Source organism: Pseudomonas sp. SWRI154, from assembly GCF_014268645.1.
In the GTDB taxonomy this organism is placed as follows: Bacteria; Pseudomonadota; Gammaproteobacteria; order Pseudomonadales; family Pseudomonadaceae; genus Aquipseudomonas; species Aquipseudomonas marvdashtae.
In genome coordinates, this window is the sequence record NZ_JABWQW010000048.1 from 1 (window position 1) to 16,774 (window position 16,774).

The window sequence follows — 16,774 nt, forward strand, 5'->3', positions numbered from 1 at the left end:
CCGTCAGCGTTTGCGCCACTGCCTGCTCGGTCAACAGCACCCGCGCACGGCTGTCGTCGAGCATGTACGCCACGCGTTCGGCCGGGTAATCCGGGTCCAGCGGCACGTACGCGCCACCGGCCTTGAGCACCGCGAGCAAGGCAATCAGCAACTGCTCGGAACGCGGCATCGCCACGCCCACTCGCACTTCTGGACCAACGCCCAGCTCGATGAGTTTATGGGCCAGGCGATTGGCGCGACCGTCGAGTTCGCTGTAGCTCAGGCACGTGTCGGCGAAGGTGACCGCCAATGCGTCAGGAGTGGATTGCGCCTGGCGGGCGATCAGTTGGTGAACACAAACGTCCTGTTCGAACGGCGCATCGACCGGATTCCAATCATGGGTCAGGCGCTGATGTTCATCGAATTCCAGCATCGACAGTTCACCCAGGCAGCGCTCGCCTTGCGTGGTCATCTGCCCAAGCAACTGCGCCAGATGCGCCGCCAGACGCTCCACGACAACCGCCGAGAAACTCGCCCGCTGATAACTCATGTGCACCGACAACTGCCGCTCCAACCCCACCAGCAACGTCAGCGGGTAGTTGGTCTGTTCCTGGGTGATCGGCGAGCCGAAGCGCAAACCGTCCGGCGCGCCTTGCTCCAGGGCCTGGGCAATCGGGTAGTTCTCGAACACCAGCAAGCTGTCGAACAGCGCGTCGCCGCCCTGCCCGGCCCAGCGCTGGATGTCCAGCAACGCGCTGTGTTCGAACTCGCGCAGCGCCAGGTTTTGTTCCTGCACCGCTTGCAGCCAACTGTCCAGCGACTGCTCGGCCCGCGGACTGGCGATCACCGGCAAGGTGTTGATGAACAAGCCGATCTGCTGCTCGATGCCCGGCAAGTCCGCCGGACGCCCGGCCACCGTCGCGCCAAACGCCACGGTGTCCTTGCCGGTGTAGCGCTGCAACAGCAGCAGCCACGCCGCTTGCACCAGCGTGTTGACGGTGACTTTCGAGGCGCGGGCGAAAGCTTCGAGGCGGCGGGTCGACGCTTCGTCCAGTACCTGCACGTGATCACCGTAGCCGGCGTCCATATCGACCGGTTTGGCGACCGCATCGGCCAGCCGCGTCGGGGCTTCCAACCGTTGCAGCGCGGGTTTCCAGAACGCTTCGCTGGCCGCCGCGTCCTGGCGTTGCAGCCAGGCGATGTAATCCCGGTAACGACCGCCAGACGCCGCGACAGATTGACCGCTGTAGCGCTGCAATACTTCGCCAAGCAACTGCGAATTGCTCCAGCCATCCATGAGGATGTGGTGGTGGCTGTAGATCAGGTGATAACGCTGCTCGTCGAGGCGCACGATCATCAGGCGTATGAGGGCTGGCGCGCTCAGGTCCAGTTGCTGGCGTTCGGCATCGGCGAGGGTCTGCAAGGCCTGGTCGGGCTGCGGGTCGCCGCGCAAGTCATGCACGCTGTAAGGCAGCTCCAGATACCTGCTGACGACTTGCACCGGCGCCGACAGGTCGCCCTGCCAGACGAAGCGCGTGCGCAATATGTCATGGGCGTCCACTGCCGCCTGCCAGGCCTGGCGGAAACGCTGCGGATCCAGCCCTTCAACGTCCAGGCGCAACTGGTTGCTGTAGTCGCCGCTGGCGTCGCCGTACACGCCATGGAACAGCATGCCCTGCTGCATCGGCGACAGCGGATAGAGGTCGACAATCTGCGCTGTCGGCATTGGCAGCCCGTCCAATTGCTGCTGATTCAGGCTCGCCAGCGGGAAGTCCGACGGCGTCACACCGTGGTGTCCGCCCTGGCAGCAATGCTCGATCAGCCGCTGCAATTGGTCCGCATATTCGTCGGCCAAGGCCTGGATGGTGGCCTCGTTGAACTGCTCGCGGCTGAACGTCCAGCCCAGGTTCAGCTCGCCATTGAACACCTGGCCGTTCAAGGCCAACACGTTGGACAGTGGCGCTTCGGCGTCCAGCTCATCGCCAGCAGCTTCGTCGGCCGGCACGAACAAGGCGCCGTCGGCTTCGTCAAAACTGGCGTCGAACTGCCCCAGGTAGTTGAAGGTCAGGCTTGGCGTCGGCAGTCGCGCCAGGAGCGCCCGCGTAGCGTCATCGGCCAGATGGGCCAGGGCGCCAAAGCCCAGGCCCTTGTCGGGAATCGCCCGCAGTTGTTCCTTGATCTGTTTCAGGCAATCGCCAAGGTCCGCCCGTGGCGTGAGCCTGGCCGGGTAAAGGCTGGTGAACCAGCCAACGGTGCGGGTCAGGTCGACATCGTCGAACAGGGCTTCGCGACCATGGCCTTCGAGCTGGATCAGCACGCTGTCGGCATCGGTCCAACGCACCATGACCCGCGCCAAGGCAGTCAGCAGCAAATCATTGACCTGGGTGCGGTAGGCCTTGGGCGCGTCTTGCAGCAGTTGTCGGGTCAACGCGGCGTCGAGTCGCGTACGCACAGTCACCGCCAAGCGGTTCTGCTGCCCGCCGTGTGGGTTATCCATTGGCAACCGTGCATCGACGCCCTCGAGCTGGGCTTGCCAGAAGGCCAATTCCTGCTGAAGCGGGTTGCTGCGTGCGTAGTTTTGCAGCCGCTCGGCCCAGACCTGCGCCGAATGGGTCTTGAGCGGCAGCTGCAAGGCTTCGCCACTGGATAACTGCCGGTAAGCGCTTTGCAGATCCTCGAACAGGATCCGCCACGACACGCCATCGATCACCAGGTGATGGACCGCCAGCAACAGCCGTTGGCTGCCATCGGCCAGCGTCGCCAGGACCGCACGCAGCAGCGGCCCGTCTTGCAGGTCCAGGCTGCGCTGGGCCTCATTGGCAATGCTCTGCAAGGCCTGTGCATCAGGCGCGTCCACGGCCCAGAGCAACTCATCACGATGGCTGGCCGGCGCACGGTAGCGCGCCGTCCAACCCTCGCCCCGCTCGGTGAAGCTCAAACGCAGGCCGTCGTGATGCAGCACCAGCGCGTTCAATGCCTGATCAAGCACTCGCGCATCCAGGCGCTCGGTCGGCTGGAGCATCACCGCCTGGTTCCAGTGATGACGCTGCGCGATCGCCTGTTCGAAGAACAAGCGTTGCACCGGCAACAACGCCAGCGCACCGGTTACCGGACCCTGATCGATGACTTGGACGGCTTCGCCCAGGCGGGCCACGGTCGCCAGCATTTCCAGGGTTTGATGCTGGAACAGATCCTTGGGCGTGAAATGAATCCCGGCCTGGCGGGCACGGCTGACTACTTGGATCGAGACGATGGAATCGCCGCCCAGTTCGAAGAAATTGTCCCGCAGGCCGACGCGTTCGAGCTTGAGCACGTCCTGCCAGATCGACGCCAATTGCTGCTCCAACGTGCTGCGCGGCGCCAGGTAGCTTTGCTGCGATTGGCTGGCGTCAGGCTTGGGCAGGTTCTTGCGGTCGAGTTTGCCGTTGGGGGTCAGCGGCAGGCGTTCGAGCAACAGCAGATAGGCCGGGACCATGTGCGCCGGCAATGTCGCCTTGAGCTGTTCGCGCAGGTGCTCGGCGAAATCCTTTTGCACGGGTTCCTCGGCCACCACATAGGCCACCAGGCGCTTGCCGCTGCCGGCGGTGCCTTCCTGGGCCACGACCACCGCTTCGCGCACGCCGTCGAGGGCTTGCAGGCTGGCTTCGATTTCTCCCAGCTCGATGCGGAAACCGCGGATCTTCACCTGGTTGTCGATACGATCCAGGTAATCGAAAGTGCCGTCGACGCGCTGGCGCACCAGGTCGCCGGTGCGGTACAGCAGACCGCCGGCACTGAACGGGTCAGCTACGAAGCGCTCGGCGGTCAGGCCCGGACGGTTCAGATAACCGCGGGCCAGCCCGGTGCCGCCCAGGTACAGCTCACCGGCCATGCCCTGGGGCAGCAGGTTCAGATCGGCGTCGAGGACGTAGGCGCTGCGGTCGCCGATGCGGCTGCCAATCGGCGCGTACGCGGCGCCACAGGCCACCTCGCGACCGGCTTTCCAGATCAGCGGCGTGACCACGGTTTCGGTCGGGCCGTAGCCGTTGATGATGAAATCCGGATCGAGGGCGCGCTTGACTCGTTCAAAACTGGCGCTGGGCACGGCATCGCCGCCGAAGCAGTAGATGCGCACCTTCGGTGGGTTGCCCTCGCGCTCGGCGTGTTCGGCCAGTTGTTGCAGGTACACCGGCGGGAACGCCACCACCGTCACGCCGTGCTCGCGCATGGCGTTGTAGGTTTGCTCCGGAGTCCACAGGCTGTCGTCGCGAATCAGCAGCGATGCGCCGTGGGTCAGGCTGGTGAGCCAACGTTCATGGGCACCGTCGAAAGCGAACGACATGAAATGGAACTCGCAATCGCTGTCGCGCATTTCATAGCGCTCGCCGATGGCCTGGCAGTGCATCGCCAGCGGACCGTGGGCCACGCTCACACCTTTGGGATTGCCGGTGGAACCGGAGGTGTAGATGACGTAGGCGAGGTTTTGCGGATCGAGTGTGACCTGCGGCGCGCTGGCCGGCAGATCGCGCAGGTCGACGCGATCGAGTTCCAACAGCGGCAACGATTTGTCCACGGGCAACTGCGCCGACACCGACGTGTCACTGATCAGCAATGCCAGCCCGGCGTCGTCCATCAGGTATGCCAGGCGCTCTCGCGGATAACTGATATCCAACGGCACGTAGGCACCGCCGGCCTTGAGCACCGCCAACAGCGCGACGATCACCCCTTCGCCGCGCGGCAGGGCCACGCCCACGCGGGTTTCAGGACCAACGCCACGGGCGATCAAGGCGTGGGCCAATTGATTCGCGCGCTGGTCGATCTCGCCGTAGCTGAAATGCCGGTCGTTGAAAATCACTGCCGTGCGCTGCGGGCGCTCGGCCGCCAGCGCGGCGATCCGTTGATGCACAGCGATGTCCAGCGGATACGGCTGCGGGCGGTTGTCGGCCTGTTGCCGGGCCTGTTGCGCGCTGCTCGCCAAGGCGATTTCACCCAGCCTGCGTTCGGCACCCTGGCTGAATTGTTCAAGCAGGTGCAGCAGATGAGCGCTGATGTCCTCGACGGCTTGATCGGCGAACTGCCGGCGCTCGTAGCTGTAATGCAGCGCCAATTGTTCACCGAGGGTGACCGCCACGCTCAGCGCGTAGTGCGTCTGCTCAAGATTGCAGACCTCGCCGAACGTGACGTCGCTGCCGACGCGTTGCTGCAAGGCCTGGGCGATCGGGTAGTTCTCGAACACCAGGATGTTGTCGAACAGCGCTTCGCCGCCCTGCCCGGCCCAACGCTGGATATCCGCCAACGACGTGTGCTCGAAATCGCGCAGGCTCAGGTTCTGCGCCTGCACCGCTTGCAGCCATTGGCTGACCGTCTGGTCGGGACGTGGCGTGCCGATCACCGGCAAGGTGTTGATAAACAACCCGACCTGCTGCTCGATGCCAGGCAGATCCGCCGGCCGCCCGGCCACGGTCGCGCCAAACGCCACGGTCGGGTGCCCGGTATAGCGTTGCAGCAACAGCAGCCAGGCCGCTTGCACCAGCGTGTTGACGGTGACTTTTTGCTCACGGGCAAACGCTTCCAGCGCCTGTGTGCGTGGCGCGTCGAGCGTTTGGAAACGATCGCCGTGGCCGCCATGGCTGTCGCTGTCCAACGCTGCGCGGGCGAGTCGGGTCGGCTCTTGCAGCGCGGCCAGTTGCTCGCGCCAGAAGCCCTCGCTGAGCTTCCCGTCCTGGCGTTGCAGCCAGCCGATGTAATCGCGATAACGGCCGACGGTGCTGGCGGGCGGGCGTCCGTTGTAGCGCTGCATGACCTCGCCGAGCAGCTGCGAATTGCTCCAGCCGTCCATCAGGATGTGATGATGGGTGTAGATCAGATGCCAGTGCTCGGCCCCGGTCCGCACCAGCACCAGGCGCAACAGCGGCGCCTGGCCAAGATCGAAACCTTGCGCGCGTTCGGCATTGGCCAGCGCCGCAAGGGCCTGGGTCTGGTCGCCACGCTCGCGCCAGTCCAGCACGGTGAAGGGCAACTGCACCTGCTTGTGGACGATCTGCAGCGGTTGCTCCCATTCGCCCTGCCAGACGAAACCACTGCGCAGGATATCCTGGGTCGCGACGGTGGCTTGCCACGCCGTGCGGAAGCGCTCGGCATCGAGGCCTTGCACGTCCACCCGCAGTTGGTTGACGTATTCGCCCGCGGCCTGTTCGTAGAGCGTGTGGAACAACAAGCCCTGCTGCATTGGCGACAGCGGATAAATGTCATCGAGCTGGCCGGCCGGCATTGGCAGTTGGTCGAGCTGCGCCTGACTGATCTGCGCCAGGGGGAAATCCGACGGCGTGGCTTGCGGCATCGCAAGGTTGGCGCAATGTTCGATCAGCGCCTTGAGCTCGATGGCGTATTGGTCGGCCAGCCGTTGCACCGTCGCGCTGTCGAACATCTCACGGCTGAAACCCCAGCTCATCGCCAGTTCGCCGCCGTACACCTGGCCTTCCACGGTCAGCCAGTTGGCCAGCGGAGCCGTTGGATCCTGGGCGACGCCACTGCCTTCGCTGGACGGCACGAACAGCGCCGACTCATCGAACTGACGGTCGAATTGGCCCAGATAGTTGAAGGTAATGCGCGCTGGCGCCAGGCCCGCCCATTCGGCTCGCACCGAGGGCGCCGCCAGATAACGCAGCACGCCGTAGCCCAGGCCTTTGTCCGGGACGCCGCGCAGTTGTTCCTTGATCGCCTTGATCGACCCGTCGAGGTCGTCGGTGGCGGTCAGCTTCACCGGGAACAGGCTCGTCAACCAACCGACCGTGCGGGTCAGGTCGATGTCATCGAACAGCTCTTCACGGCCGTGGCCTTCCAGTTCGATCAACGTGCCGGGCTGTCCGCTCCAGTGGCTGATGGTGCGGGCCAGCGCAGTCAGCAGCAGGTCGTTGACCTGCGTGCGATAGGCCGCGGGCGCCTGTTGCAGCAATTGCCGGGTCAGTTCGGCGTCCAGGCGCCATACGATCTTCGCGCCATGAATATTTTGCAGGCTGCCTTGCGGGCGCTCGCAAGGCAGATCCCGCGCCCCGTGGTGCTGGGTTTTCCAGTAAGCCAACTGATCGTCGAAGCGCGATGCTTCGGCGCCCAGCCGCGCTGTCCAGCGCTGGAATGCGCTGGTCTTGGCCGGCAGCGTCACGCCGCCGCCCGCCGCCAACTGTTCGTAGGCTTGTTGCAAATCTTCCAGCAGCACGCGCCACGACACGCCATCCACCGCCAGGTGATGGATGATCAGCGCCAATCGCTGGCTACCGTCAGCCAGATTCACCAGCATGGCGCGCAACAGCGGCCCGTCTTGCAGGTCCAGGCTACGCTGCGCCTCGTCGCACAATGCATTAAGGTCTTCGACGGACCGGGCATCGCGTTGCCACACGTCGGCGCTTTGCACCAGCGGCCCATGATGCTGCCGCCAACCGTCGGCGCCTTCGACAAAGCGCAGGCGCAAGGCGTCGTGATGATTGATGACGCAGGTCAGCGCCGCGTCGAGCCAGTGTGCATTCAGCGGCTCGCGGGCGGTCAGCAACAGCGACTGGTTCCAGTGCTCGCGAGCCTGCATCGCCTGGGTGAAAAACTGCTGCTGGATCGGCCCGAGCACGGCGTCGCCAGTGACCGCTCCTTGATCCACGGTGCTGTGATTGTCGTGGCTGGCAACCAACGCCAGGCTGCGCACCGTCTGGTACTGGAACAGATCACGGGGATGAATGCGGATTCCGGCCTGTCGCGCACGGCTGACCACTTGGATGGAGATGATCGAGTCGCCGCCCAGCTCGAAGAAGTTGTCTTCGAGCCCCACGCGCGCCACCCCGAGCACGTCCTGCCATATCTCGGCCAGGGCGGTTTGCAGCGCATCCTGTGGTGCCACAAACGCCTGTTGAGGCGCGGCGTCTGGCTGTGGCAGGGCCTTGCGATCCAGTTTGCCGTTGGCGGTGACCGGCAACTTATGCAACGGCATCAGGTACGTCGGCACCATGTATTCCGGCAAGCTGCCCAGCAGCCAGCCCTTGAGATCCTGCTGCCACGTCTCATGGGGGTCGCCGTCTTGCAACACCAGGTAACCCACCAGATGCTTGCCGTCCTGCACCAACACCACGGCCTCGCGCACGAGCGGGTGCTGCATGAGGCGGGTTTCGATTTCGCCCAGCTCGATGCGCAGGCCGCGCAGCTTGACCTGATGGTCGAGGCGACCGAGGTATTCGATCACCCCGTCGGCGCGCTGGCGCACTTGGTCGCCGGTGCGGTACAGGCGCGCACCGTCATGGAACGGGCACGGCACAAAACGCTCCGCCGTCAGCCCCGGACGTTGGTGATAATTGCGCGCCAGCCCGGCCCCGCCCAGGTACAACTCGCCCGGCACACCCCACGGCACCGGCGACAACTGGGCATCAAGCACATGGGTGCGCAGGTTGGCGATGGGCTGGCCGATCGGCACGCAATCGGCACCTTCGTCGACGCAGGTCCAATGGGTCACGTCGATGGCCGCTTCGGTCGGGCCGTACAGGTTGTAGAGGGAGGCGTTCGGCAGTTTCGCAAAGACTTGATGCTGTGCGTCCAGCGCCAGCGCCTCACCGCTGCAGACGATGCGCTTCAAGCCTTCGCAGCTTTCCACGGCTGGCTCGTGGATGAACGCCTGCAGCATCGACGGCACGAAATGCAGCGTGCTGATGCCGTGACGGTTGATGGTCTCGATCAGTTGCTGCGGGTCGCGGTGCGCACCTGGCGCAGCCACCACCAGGCGCGCACCGGTCATCAGCGGCCAGAAAAACTCCCACACCGACACGTCGAAGCTGAACGGGGTTTTCTGCAACACCGCATCGCTGCCATCGAGGCCGTAGGCGTGTTGCATCCAGCACAAGCGATTGACCAGGGCGGCGTGACTGTTGCCCGCGCCCTTGGGCTTGCCGGTGGAGCCGGAGGTGTAGATCACATACGCCAGGTTCAGCGGATCGACGCTGATGTCGGGGCGACGCGCGCTGTAACCGTCGAGCCAAGCGGTCGGTTGATCGAGCGTGATCACCTCGACGCCATCGGTCGGCAGCCCCGCCATCAACGAGCGCTGGGTCAGCAACAAGGCGACGCCGCTGTCCTCGATCATGTACCCCAGGCGATCCTGCGGATACTCAGGGTCCAGCGGCACGTAGGCGCCGCCGGCCTTGTGGATTGCCAGCAGGCCAACGACCATTTCCACCGAGCGCTCGACGCAGATGCCCACCAGGCTGTCCGGCCGCACACCGCGCTCACGCAGCAGATGAGCCAGTCGGTTGGCGCGGGCATCAAGCTCGGCGTAGGTCAGGCTTTGTTCGTCAAAAACCAGCGCCGGTGCATCCGGGGTGCGCGCCACCTGGGCTTCAATCAGTTGATGCATGCACAGGTCGGTCGGGTAGCGTTGGGCGGTGGCATTCCAACCGTGGACCAGGCTGCTGTACTCGTCAGTATCGAGCAACGGCAGCTCGCCGATGCGCTGCGACGGGTCGACGATCATCGCCGCCAGTACGCGCAGCCAATGCCGTGCCATGCGCTCGATCGTCGGCGCTTCAAACAGGTCATTGGCAAAGGTCAGCGCAGCGTGCAGCGTGCCGGCCTTCTCAAAGGTGTCCAGGGTCAGGTCGAATTGCGTGGTGCGGGCCTGCCACTCGATCATGCCCAATTCCAGCCCGGACGCGGTGCGGATCGTGGTGACATCCGCCACCTGCGGCTGATGGTTGTACATCACTTGGAACAGTGGCGTATGGCTGAGGCTGCGCTCCAGCTTCAGGGCTTCGACCAGACGTTCGAACGGCAGGTCCTGATGAGCCTGGGCACCCAGCGCGGTCTCCTTGACCCGGCGCAACAACTGGTCCACCCGGGTCTGGCCATCCAGCTCAGTGCGCAGCACTTGGGTGTTGACGAAGAAGCCGATCAGGCCTTCGATTTCGTCACGGTTACGGTTGGCGATCGGTACACCGACGCGGATATCCGACTGGCCACTGTAGCGATGCAGCAGCACATTGAACGCACTGAGCAACAACATGAACAGCGTGACGCCATGCTGCTGGGCGGTGCTGCGCAGTTGCTCCGCCAACGCGGCATCGATGGCAAACTCATGACGGCTGCCACGGTAGCTCGGCATGGCCGGGCGCGTGTGGTCGGTCGGCAGCTCCAGCACCGGATGCTCATCACCCAATTGCGCCTGCCAATACGCCAACTGCCGCGCCTGCTCACCGGCTTCCAGCCAGCGGCGTTGCCACAGTGCGTAATCGCTGTACTGGATCGGCAAGTCGGCCAATTGCGGCTCCAAGCCCGCTTCATGGGCGTCGTAGCAGCGGATGAATTCATCGATCAGCACGTTCATCGACCAGCCATCGGAGACGATGTGATGCAAGGTCAGCAGCAACACGTGCTCCTGCTCATCGAGCTTGAGCAACTCGACTCGCAGCAAGGGGCCGTTCGACAAATCGAAGGGCCGCATCGATTGCGCTTCCGCCGCCTGGCGTACCGCCTGCTCGCGCTCGCCTGCGGGCAAGTTGCCGAGGTCTTGTTGCTCGATCACCAGCGGCGCACTGGCCGGCACCTGCAGGAGGCTGTCGTCGGCCTGGCGCTGGAACACCGTGCGCAGGGTTTCATGGCGGGCCACCAGGCTGGCGAAGGCTTGCTCCAGCGCTGGCAGGCTCAGCGTGCCCTTGAGTCGGACCGCACCGGGCAAGTTGTAGGCGCCGCTTTGCGGGTCCAGCTGCCAGAGAAACCACATGCGCTGCTGGGCGTAAGACAGGGCCTGGCGGTCGTCAGCCTCGACGCCTTGGGGAATAGGGAAACGGCTGAACTCCACGCCCTCCTTGTCCAGCGCTGCCAGGAACATCTGGCGCTTGTCCAAGGGCAACCCGATAAACCGGCGAGCAAGTTTCAAGGCGTCTTCAGCATTCATTTCTAGGTATCCGGAATCAGTGGGCACAAGGCACAAAGGCATGTCGTCCCTATGAAACGAATGCAAACCGGAAAAATTAGCGATTGGGAATTTGTGTCAGGAAGCGGGATTCAGATCGTTCCCACGCTCTGCGTGGAAACGCATCCGGTGACGCTCTGCGTCACGCAGGGGACGCTGAGCGTCCAGGGCGGCGTTCCCACGCAGGAGCGTGGGAACGCTCATGCGGGGATAAATCCCCTCGCCACAGTCGCCAACCCGTGCCGCCGATGATGCACGCTCAGCTGATCCTTGATCAGCCGCAGCACCTTGGCCTCGTGCTCGTGAATGAAGAAGTGCCCACCCGCGAGCATGTCCACCGAGAAACTGCCACGGGTTTCCCGGCTCCAACCGATCAACTGTTCGGTGGTGGCTTTGTCGGCGGTGCCACCGAGCACGTGCACCGGACAACTGAGCGGTGGTCGAAGCCGTGGCTGGTAACGCCCGCACAGCAGGAAATCGGCACGCAGTACGGGCAACGTCAGGGACATCAGTTCTTCGTTGGCCAGCACCTCTTCGCTGGTGCCGTTGAGGGTGCGCAGTTGGTCGATCAATTCAGCGTCGGTTTTCGCTTCGGCGAAGCCGCGATCATAGTCGGCACGCATCGTGGGCGCCGCTGTGCCCGAGGCGAACAGCGCGACCGGCTCGGGACAGCCCAGTTCACGCAAGGCATGGGCGATTTCGCAGGCCAGCAACGCACCCAGGCTGTGACCGAACAAGGCATAAGGCGCTTGTAATGTGGGCAGCACCTCCCGCGCCAATTGCATCGCCAACGGGCCCATCTCAGTGTGCAGTGGTTCGCCGAAACGCGCACCGCGCCCCGGCAGCTCCACCGGCTGCACCTGTAGCCATTGCGGCACCTTGCGCCGCCAACGGCTGTAAACCATCGCGCTGGCGCCGGAATACGGCAGGCACAGGAGAGTCAATTGGGTCACTGCGGTTTTCTCCGATCGTTTGTATAAAAGGAATAACGAGGCCGGGTCGTGAAGAATTAGTCAGCGGCCTCGTCGCCCGGATGCGCCTTATACTGCACGCCCAATGGCTTTGGTCTGCCCTTAAGGAGAACACAATGAGCTGGTCCGCCCAACAATATGTCGCTTTTGAACAGGAACGCACCCGCCCAGCCCGCGATCTGCTGGCGGCCATCCCGCCTGTGCAGGCGCGCGAGGTGATCGACCTGGGCTGCGGCCCCGGAAATTCCACTGAACTGCTGGTGGACCGGTTCCCCGGCGCAACGGTGCGTGGCCTGGACAGCTCTGGCGACATGATCGAAGCCGCCCGCAAGCGCCTGCCCGGCGTGACATTCGCCACTGCCGATATCGGAAGATGGAATGAAGGCGGCCCCTTTGACCTGATCTTCGCCAACGCCGTGCTGCAATGGCTGCCCGACCACGCCACGCTCCTGCCGTCGCTGGTGGACAAACTCGCGCCGGGTGGCAGCCTGGCGATCCAGATGCCCGACAACTTGCACCAGCCTTCCCATCGCTTGATGGGCGAGATCGCCGCCAACGGTCCTTGGGCCAGCCAACTGGCCGGCGCGGCGGCCATGCGCACGGAAGTGGCCGACGCCTGCACCTATTATTCGATTCTCACAGCCCATTGCAGCCGCGTCGATGTGTGGCGCACCACCTACCATCATCCGTTGGCCGATGGTGCCTCGGGCGTCGTTGAATGGTTCAAGGGCAGCGGCTTGCGTCCGTTCCTCGAGCCGTTGGATGAGGCGCAGCGCGAGGAATACCTTCGCCAATATCTCGCGGCCATCGAGCAGGCTTATCCCGCCTTGGACGATGGCTCGGTCCTGTTGCCGTTTCCAAGGTTGTTCATCGTCGCGACGCGCTAGGGGGCCGGTCAGCAGCGAGGGCTAAATTTAGCTCGTGGGCCCTCGTTACCTGCTAGGACCGAAACCCACAAGAGTGACCGCCGTGGACCTGCAAACCATCCTGGGCAAACTGTTTGCCAACGCCGGCGCCGTTGGTATCGAAGGCGTTTTCCAATTCGTGTTCGGCCCGCACCAGGCGTACTGGTCCGAGGTCAAGGCCAACAGCCGCACCCAGGCCGGCCGACACGCCAGCCCGGACGTCACCATCGAAGTGGCGGAAAAAGACTTTCTCAGGATCATGGCCGGCATGGCTAACGTCGAGGAACTGTTTGCCAGCGGTCGTTTGAAAATCGGCGGCAACATGGGCCTGGCGACGTTGCTGCCGCAGATCATCGACCACGCCCGTCACGGCGCCCGCGCGGTGGAAAAGGTCGACATGAACAAGCGCTACCCCACGCCGTCGCGCTTCAGCGAAACCCTCACCGCCAGCCTGCCAATCCAATACAGCGTGGAACGTCGGCCACGCAGCGAACTTTCGGTGCAGGAATTCCAGGCACGTTACCTGCCCCACGGCATCCCGCTGGTCATCAGCGACGCGTTGCAGGACTGGCCGTTGTTCAAGCTCAGCCGGGAGGAATCCCTGGTGCACTTTGCCGAGTTGCAAGGCATTACCCGTCACGGCGATTACGTGAAGAAAACCTTCTCCACGGAGCGGGATTTCCGCTCAACGTCCATGGCCGATTTCATCGCTTCCCTCGACAGCCCGGCGGTCAAAGGCGCCGACGGTGAGCCACCGGCCTACATGGGCAATAACATCCTGCCGGCGCAACTGCTGGAGCAGATCAAATACCCGCCCTACGTCGACCCTTCGCTGTTCATCCCGCCGTGCATCTGGATCGGTCCCAAGGGCACCCTCACGCCGCTGCATCGCGACGACACCGATAACTTGTTCGCCCAGGTCTGGGGCCAGAAAACCTTCACCCTCGCCGCGCCCCATCACCGCGAAGCCTTGGGCACCTGGTCGACCGCGCCCCAGGGCGGGCTGGACGGCTGTGATTTCAACCCGGACGCGCCGGACTATGATCGCTTCCCTCGCGCCCGGGACGTGACGTTCCTGCGGGTGACGCTGGAGGCTGGGGACCTGTTGTTTTTGCCCGAGGGCTGGTTCCACCAGGTGGAGTCGGTGTCCACGTCGCTGTCGGTGAACTTCTGGGTGAATTCGGGGCGGGGTTGGTGACGGTCGAAGATTGCTGTTGTGGCGAGGCGGGAGCTTGCTCACAGGTAATAGCGCAAATACCTCCTGCACAAATCAGGGGTCGTCGCTTCAAGGACCCTGGATACAAAAAAGGCCTTGCCAGGCAAGACCTTTTTTTCATACCTAGGGCAAACGGGGCCCTTGCTACCTCACCTCAACAATATCCAAAGCCCGATTCGCCAACAGTTCACTCACCTCAATCACCTGCAAAATTCCCATCGCAACACGTCGTCGCGATCCCTCAAGATCAAACGCTAAATCACTGATCATGGCGTTGGCCGAAGCCAGGTTTTCACTGAGATTGGCAAGCAGACACTCCGAATCAACATCCGGTGCGATACGGAAAATAGTGTTGGGTTTGTCGGACGTTTCCTTCTTGGGCGTAGGCTTTAGATAAAAATCCAAAGCCCGATCAGCCGCCTCATCAAGCTTTTTATTACGAGCAGCCTGAACGCGGGACACATGCTCGTCTGCAATCGGAGGGTTCGGTGTAATTTTTGCCATTAACTTAGGTTCCTGTAAGTGATGCTGCAACCGCCTCGCGACTAAACGAGAGGGCGGCAGCTGGACGCAGGTTAGTCGACCGGTGAACCTAAGAATCCCGGCGCGCCCGGGGGCGCCCTGCGCACAGCTGCCATCAATACAGGAACAGCAAAGCCTGTCCGACGGGACCTGATACGCCTTAGGTTGAGACGGGCGACTAAACCCGATCACTGATAAGCAGTGACAGGACCCAAGCTACCGACCAATCCCAAGGCGCACAAGCCGGCGGATTCTGGCGTAGTTGTAGGCAATGGCGCAAGGCGCTGTCAGGCGCGCCAGAATCCCACGCGCCCCGATAAACAACGCTGCTCTCGCCCCAACGGGTCGTGTGTTGGATGGTTTTGGGGCTGCTGCGCAGCCCAGCGGGAGCAAGCTTCCTCGCCACGGGGGCGTCGTTATTAACGGCATTACGTTCCTATAGGGAGCGTCGGTTTCTGGCGGCGCAGGGGCAATTTGAGAATTGCCCTACATGCGCCGCTTCTTTCCCTGACTTCTTTCCCCTGCCAACCTCGGCACAGTCTCGCGCCCACCTCTGTGTTGCGAGATGTCTGCATGGCCAACTACGACAAAATCCTTGCCCAGGGCAACATCATTGGTTCGCTGGTGATGGCAGCCATGGACCCGGACCAGCCGGATGTCGAGGCGACGTTGCAGGACTTTCGCCACTGCCTGAACGACTACGACAGTTGGGCGGAGCGTTTCTGGACCGGTCGGGCGTTGGACATCGAACAGATGTTCAAGGTGGGCAACGAGGTGTCGCTAGCGCCAGCAAAAAATGGCGGCAAGCAGGTCAGCGCCTTAGTGGCGGCCTGCCCGGCCCAAGGCCCGTTGACGCTGGTGCATATGTTCCACTCCTCGCGTTTCGTGCCGATCGGCGACACGCCGGTGATGCTCGAACCGATCATTGGGGGCGAGCCGGGGAAGGAAATATTTGGCGCACCAGTCCATCACGTCATCGGCCCCAGCGGGATCTTGGAGATCCCCGAGTGCGACCGCGGCCAGCGTTACCGCATCACCTTTTTTCCTAATGTCACGACGGATCATGTGCAAGCTCTGTACGCCTCCTACCAGCTCGTGATCGTCGAGCTCGAAGGTTGGCTAAAAGCCGAGTGGGAGGAGTTTCAACCGCTCTGGAAAGAGTTCTCCGAAAGCGGCTTCGTGAAGCGCTTCAACGTCTTGCAAGAAGCCGAGCAGCGCGGTTTTGAAAGAGCCGTGTATGGACTGTGGGACAACGTCAAACAGATCTTTGATCTGTTGGCGGACCTACAGGCCAACAGCGAAAAGCTGCTGGAATACCTCACCGAGGTCGAGCTTGAGCAACTGCTGAAAGCTTCTTCGGAGGCGATTGCCAAAGCCCTGATGATCCTGAGCGATGAGCCCTTGCTCTTCGTTTACACCGCGGCGTTCACCAGTTGGGTGCAGATGCTGCCGCCGCAGTATGTGACCGAAGTCATGGGCGAAATGCGCGCCTCGGTGCTGATCAACTTTCTTTTGACGGCTGTCACCGGTGGCCTGGGTTTGGGGCTAAGTCTGAGCGGCAAGGCGCTGAACTTGATCCGTTCGGAAAGGGCCCGGGGATGGTTGAAGGCCTCGAGTCAGCGCCTGGGGAAACTCGGCGGCGACAGCCTCGACAAACACGCCGATGCACTGAAACCACTGGTGATCAACGGCCGAGGACCGTCGGTGGGACCGGCGCCGGTCACGCCTTTACAGATCACCGCTGGGGATTCCGCGCCGCTGTCGGTCAGTAATCCGCTCCCGGTCGTGCGGGAAAAATCCCTGCCTTCCACGCAGCTAAGCAAATACGAACCCCACGACGACGCCCCCGCCCAATCAAAAAACCCCAACGGCGACAGTGCCGATTGCGCCAAGCTGACCTGCACGAACGGCTGCCCGGTGTCGATGGTCACCGGCGAAGAACTGCTGACCCTGGAAGATGGCACCCTCAACGGACGCCTGCCGTTTATCTTCACCCGCCTCTACCGCACCAGCGCCGCCGACCTGGACATTGGCCTCGGCCGTGGCTGGAGTCATGCCCTGGCCCATCGCCTGTTGATCGAAGGCGAGCAGGTCATCTGGATCGACCAGGAAAACCGCCGCACCACGTTTCCTCGACCACACCTGCAACGCCCGGCGATCCACAACAGCCTCGCCCGTGCGGCGATTTACCTGAGCAGCGAACCGGACGAACTGATCATCGCCCAACCCGGCGACGGTGCGCCTTTCCTACACTTTCGCGACG

At 63.2% G+C, this 16,774-nt stretch carries 6 protein-coding genes; 3 read left to right on the forward strand and 3 right to left on the reverse strand.

Annotation, left to right across the window (positions count from 1 at the left end; genetic code table 11):
- The coding region (locus HU806_RS25820; protein ID WP_186615683.1) for a non-ribosomal peptide synthase/polyketide synthase at positions 1–10,879 on the reverse strand (10,879 nt) is incomplete at its 3' end.
- 218 nt (positions 10,880–11,097) lie between these two features.
- Positions 11,098–11,850, reverse strand: a complete 753-nt coding sequence (locus HU806_RS25825; RefSeq protein ID WP_186615685.1) for an alpha/beta fold hydrolase — start codon at positions 11,848–11,850, stop codon at positions 11,098–11,100.
- A gap of 134 nt (positions 11,851–11,984) precedes the next feature.
- On the opposite strand from HU806_RS25825, the gene tam reads away from it, so the two are divergent.
- Positions 11,985–12,755, forward strand: a complete 771-nt coding sequence (gene tam, locus HU806_RS25830; RefSeq protein ID WP_186615687.1) for a trans-aconitate 2-methyltransferase — start codon at positions 11,985–11,987, stop codon at positions 12,753–12,755.
- An 82-nt stretch (positions 12,756–12,837) separates the two neighbouring features.
- Positions 12,838–13,971, forward strand: a complete 1,134-nt coding sequence (locus HU806_RS25835) for a cupin-like domain-containing protein (protein WP_186615689.1) — start codon at positions 12,838–12,840, stop codon at positions 13,969–13,971.
- Positions 13,972–14,133: 162 nt separating this feature from the next.
- Here the strand turns inward: HU806_RS25835 and HU806_RS25840 are convergent, their stop codons facing one another.
- Complete coding sequence (locus HU806_RS25840) at positions 14,134–14,493, reverse strand: DUF6124 family protein (protein WP_186615691.1); 360 nt, start codon at positions 14,491–14,493, stop codon at positions 14,134–14,136.
- Positions 14,494–15,084: 591 nt separating this feature from the next.
- Between HU806_RS25840 and HU806_RS25845 the strand changes: the two genes are divergently transcribed.
- Positions 15,085–16,774: DUF6531 domain-containing protein (locus HU806_RS25845; RefSeq protein WP_238350240.1), on the forward strand; the 1,690-nt coding region annotated here is incomplete at its 3' end.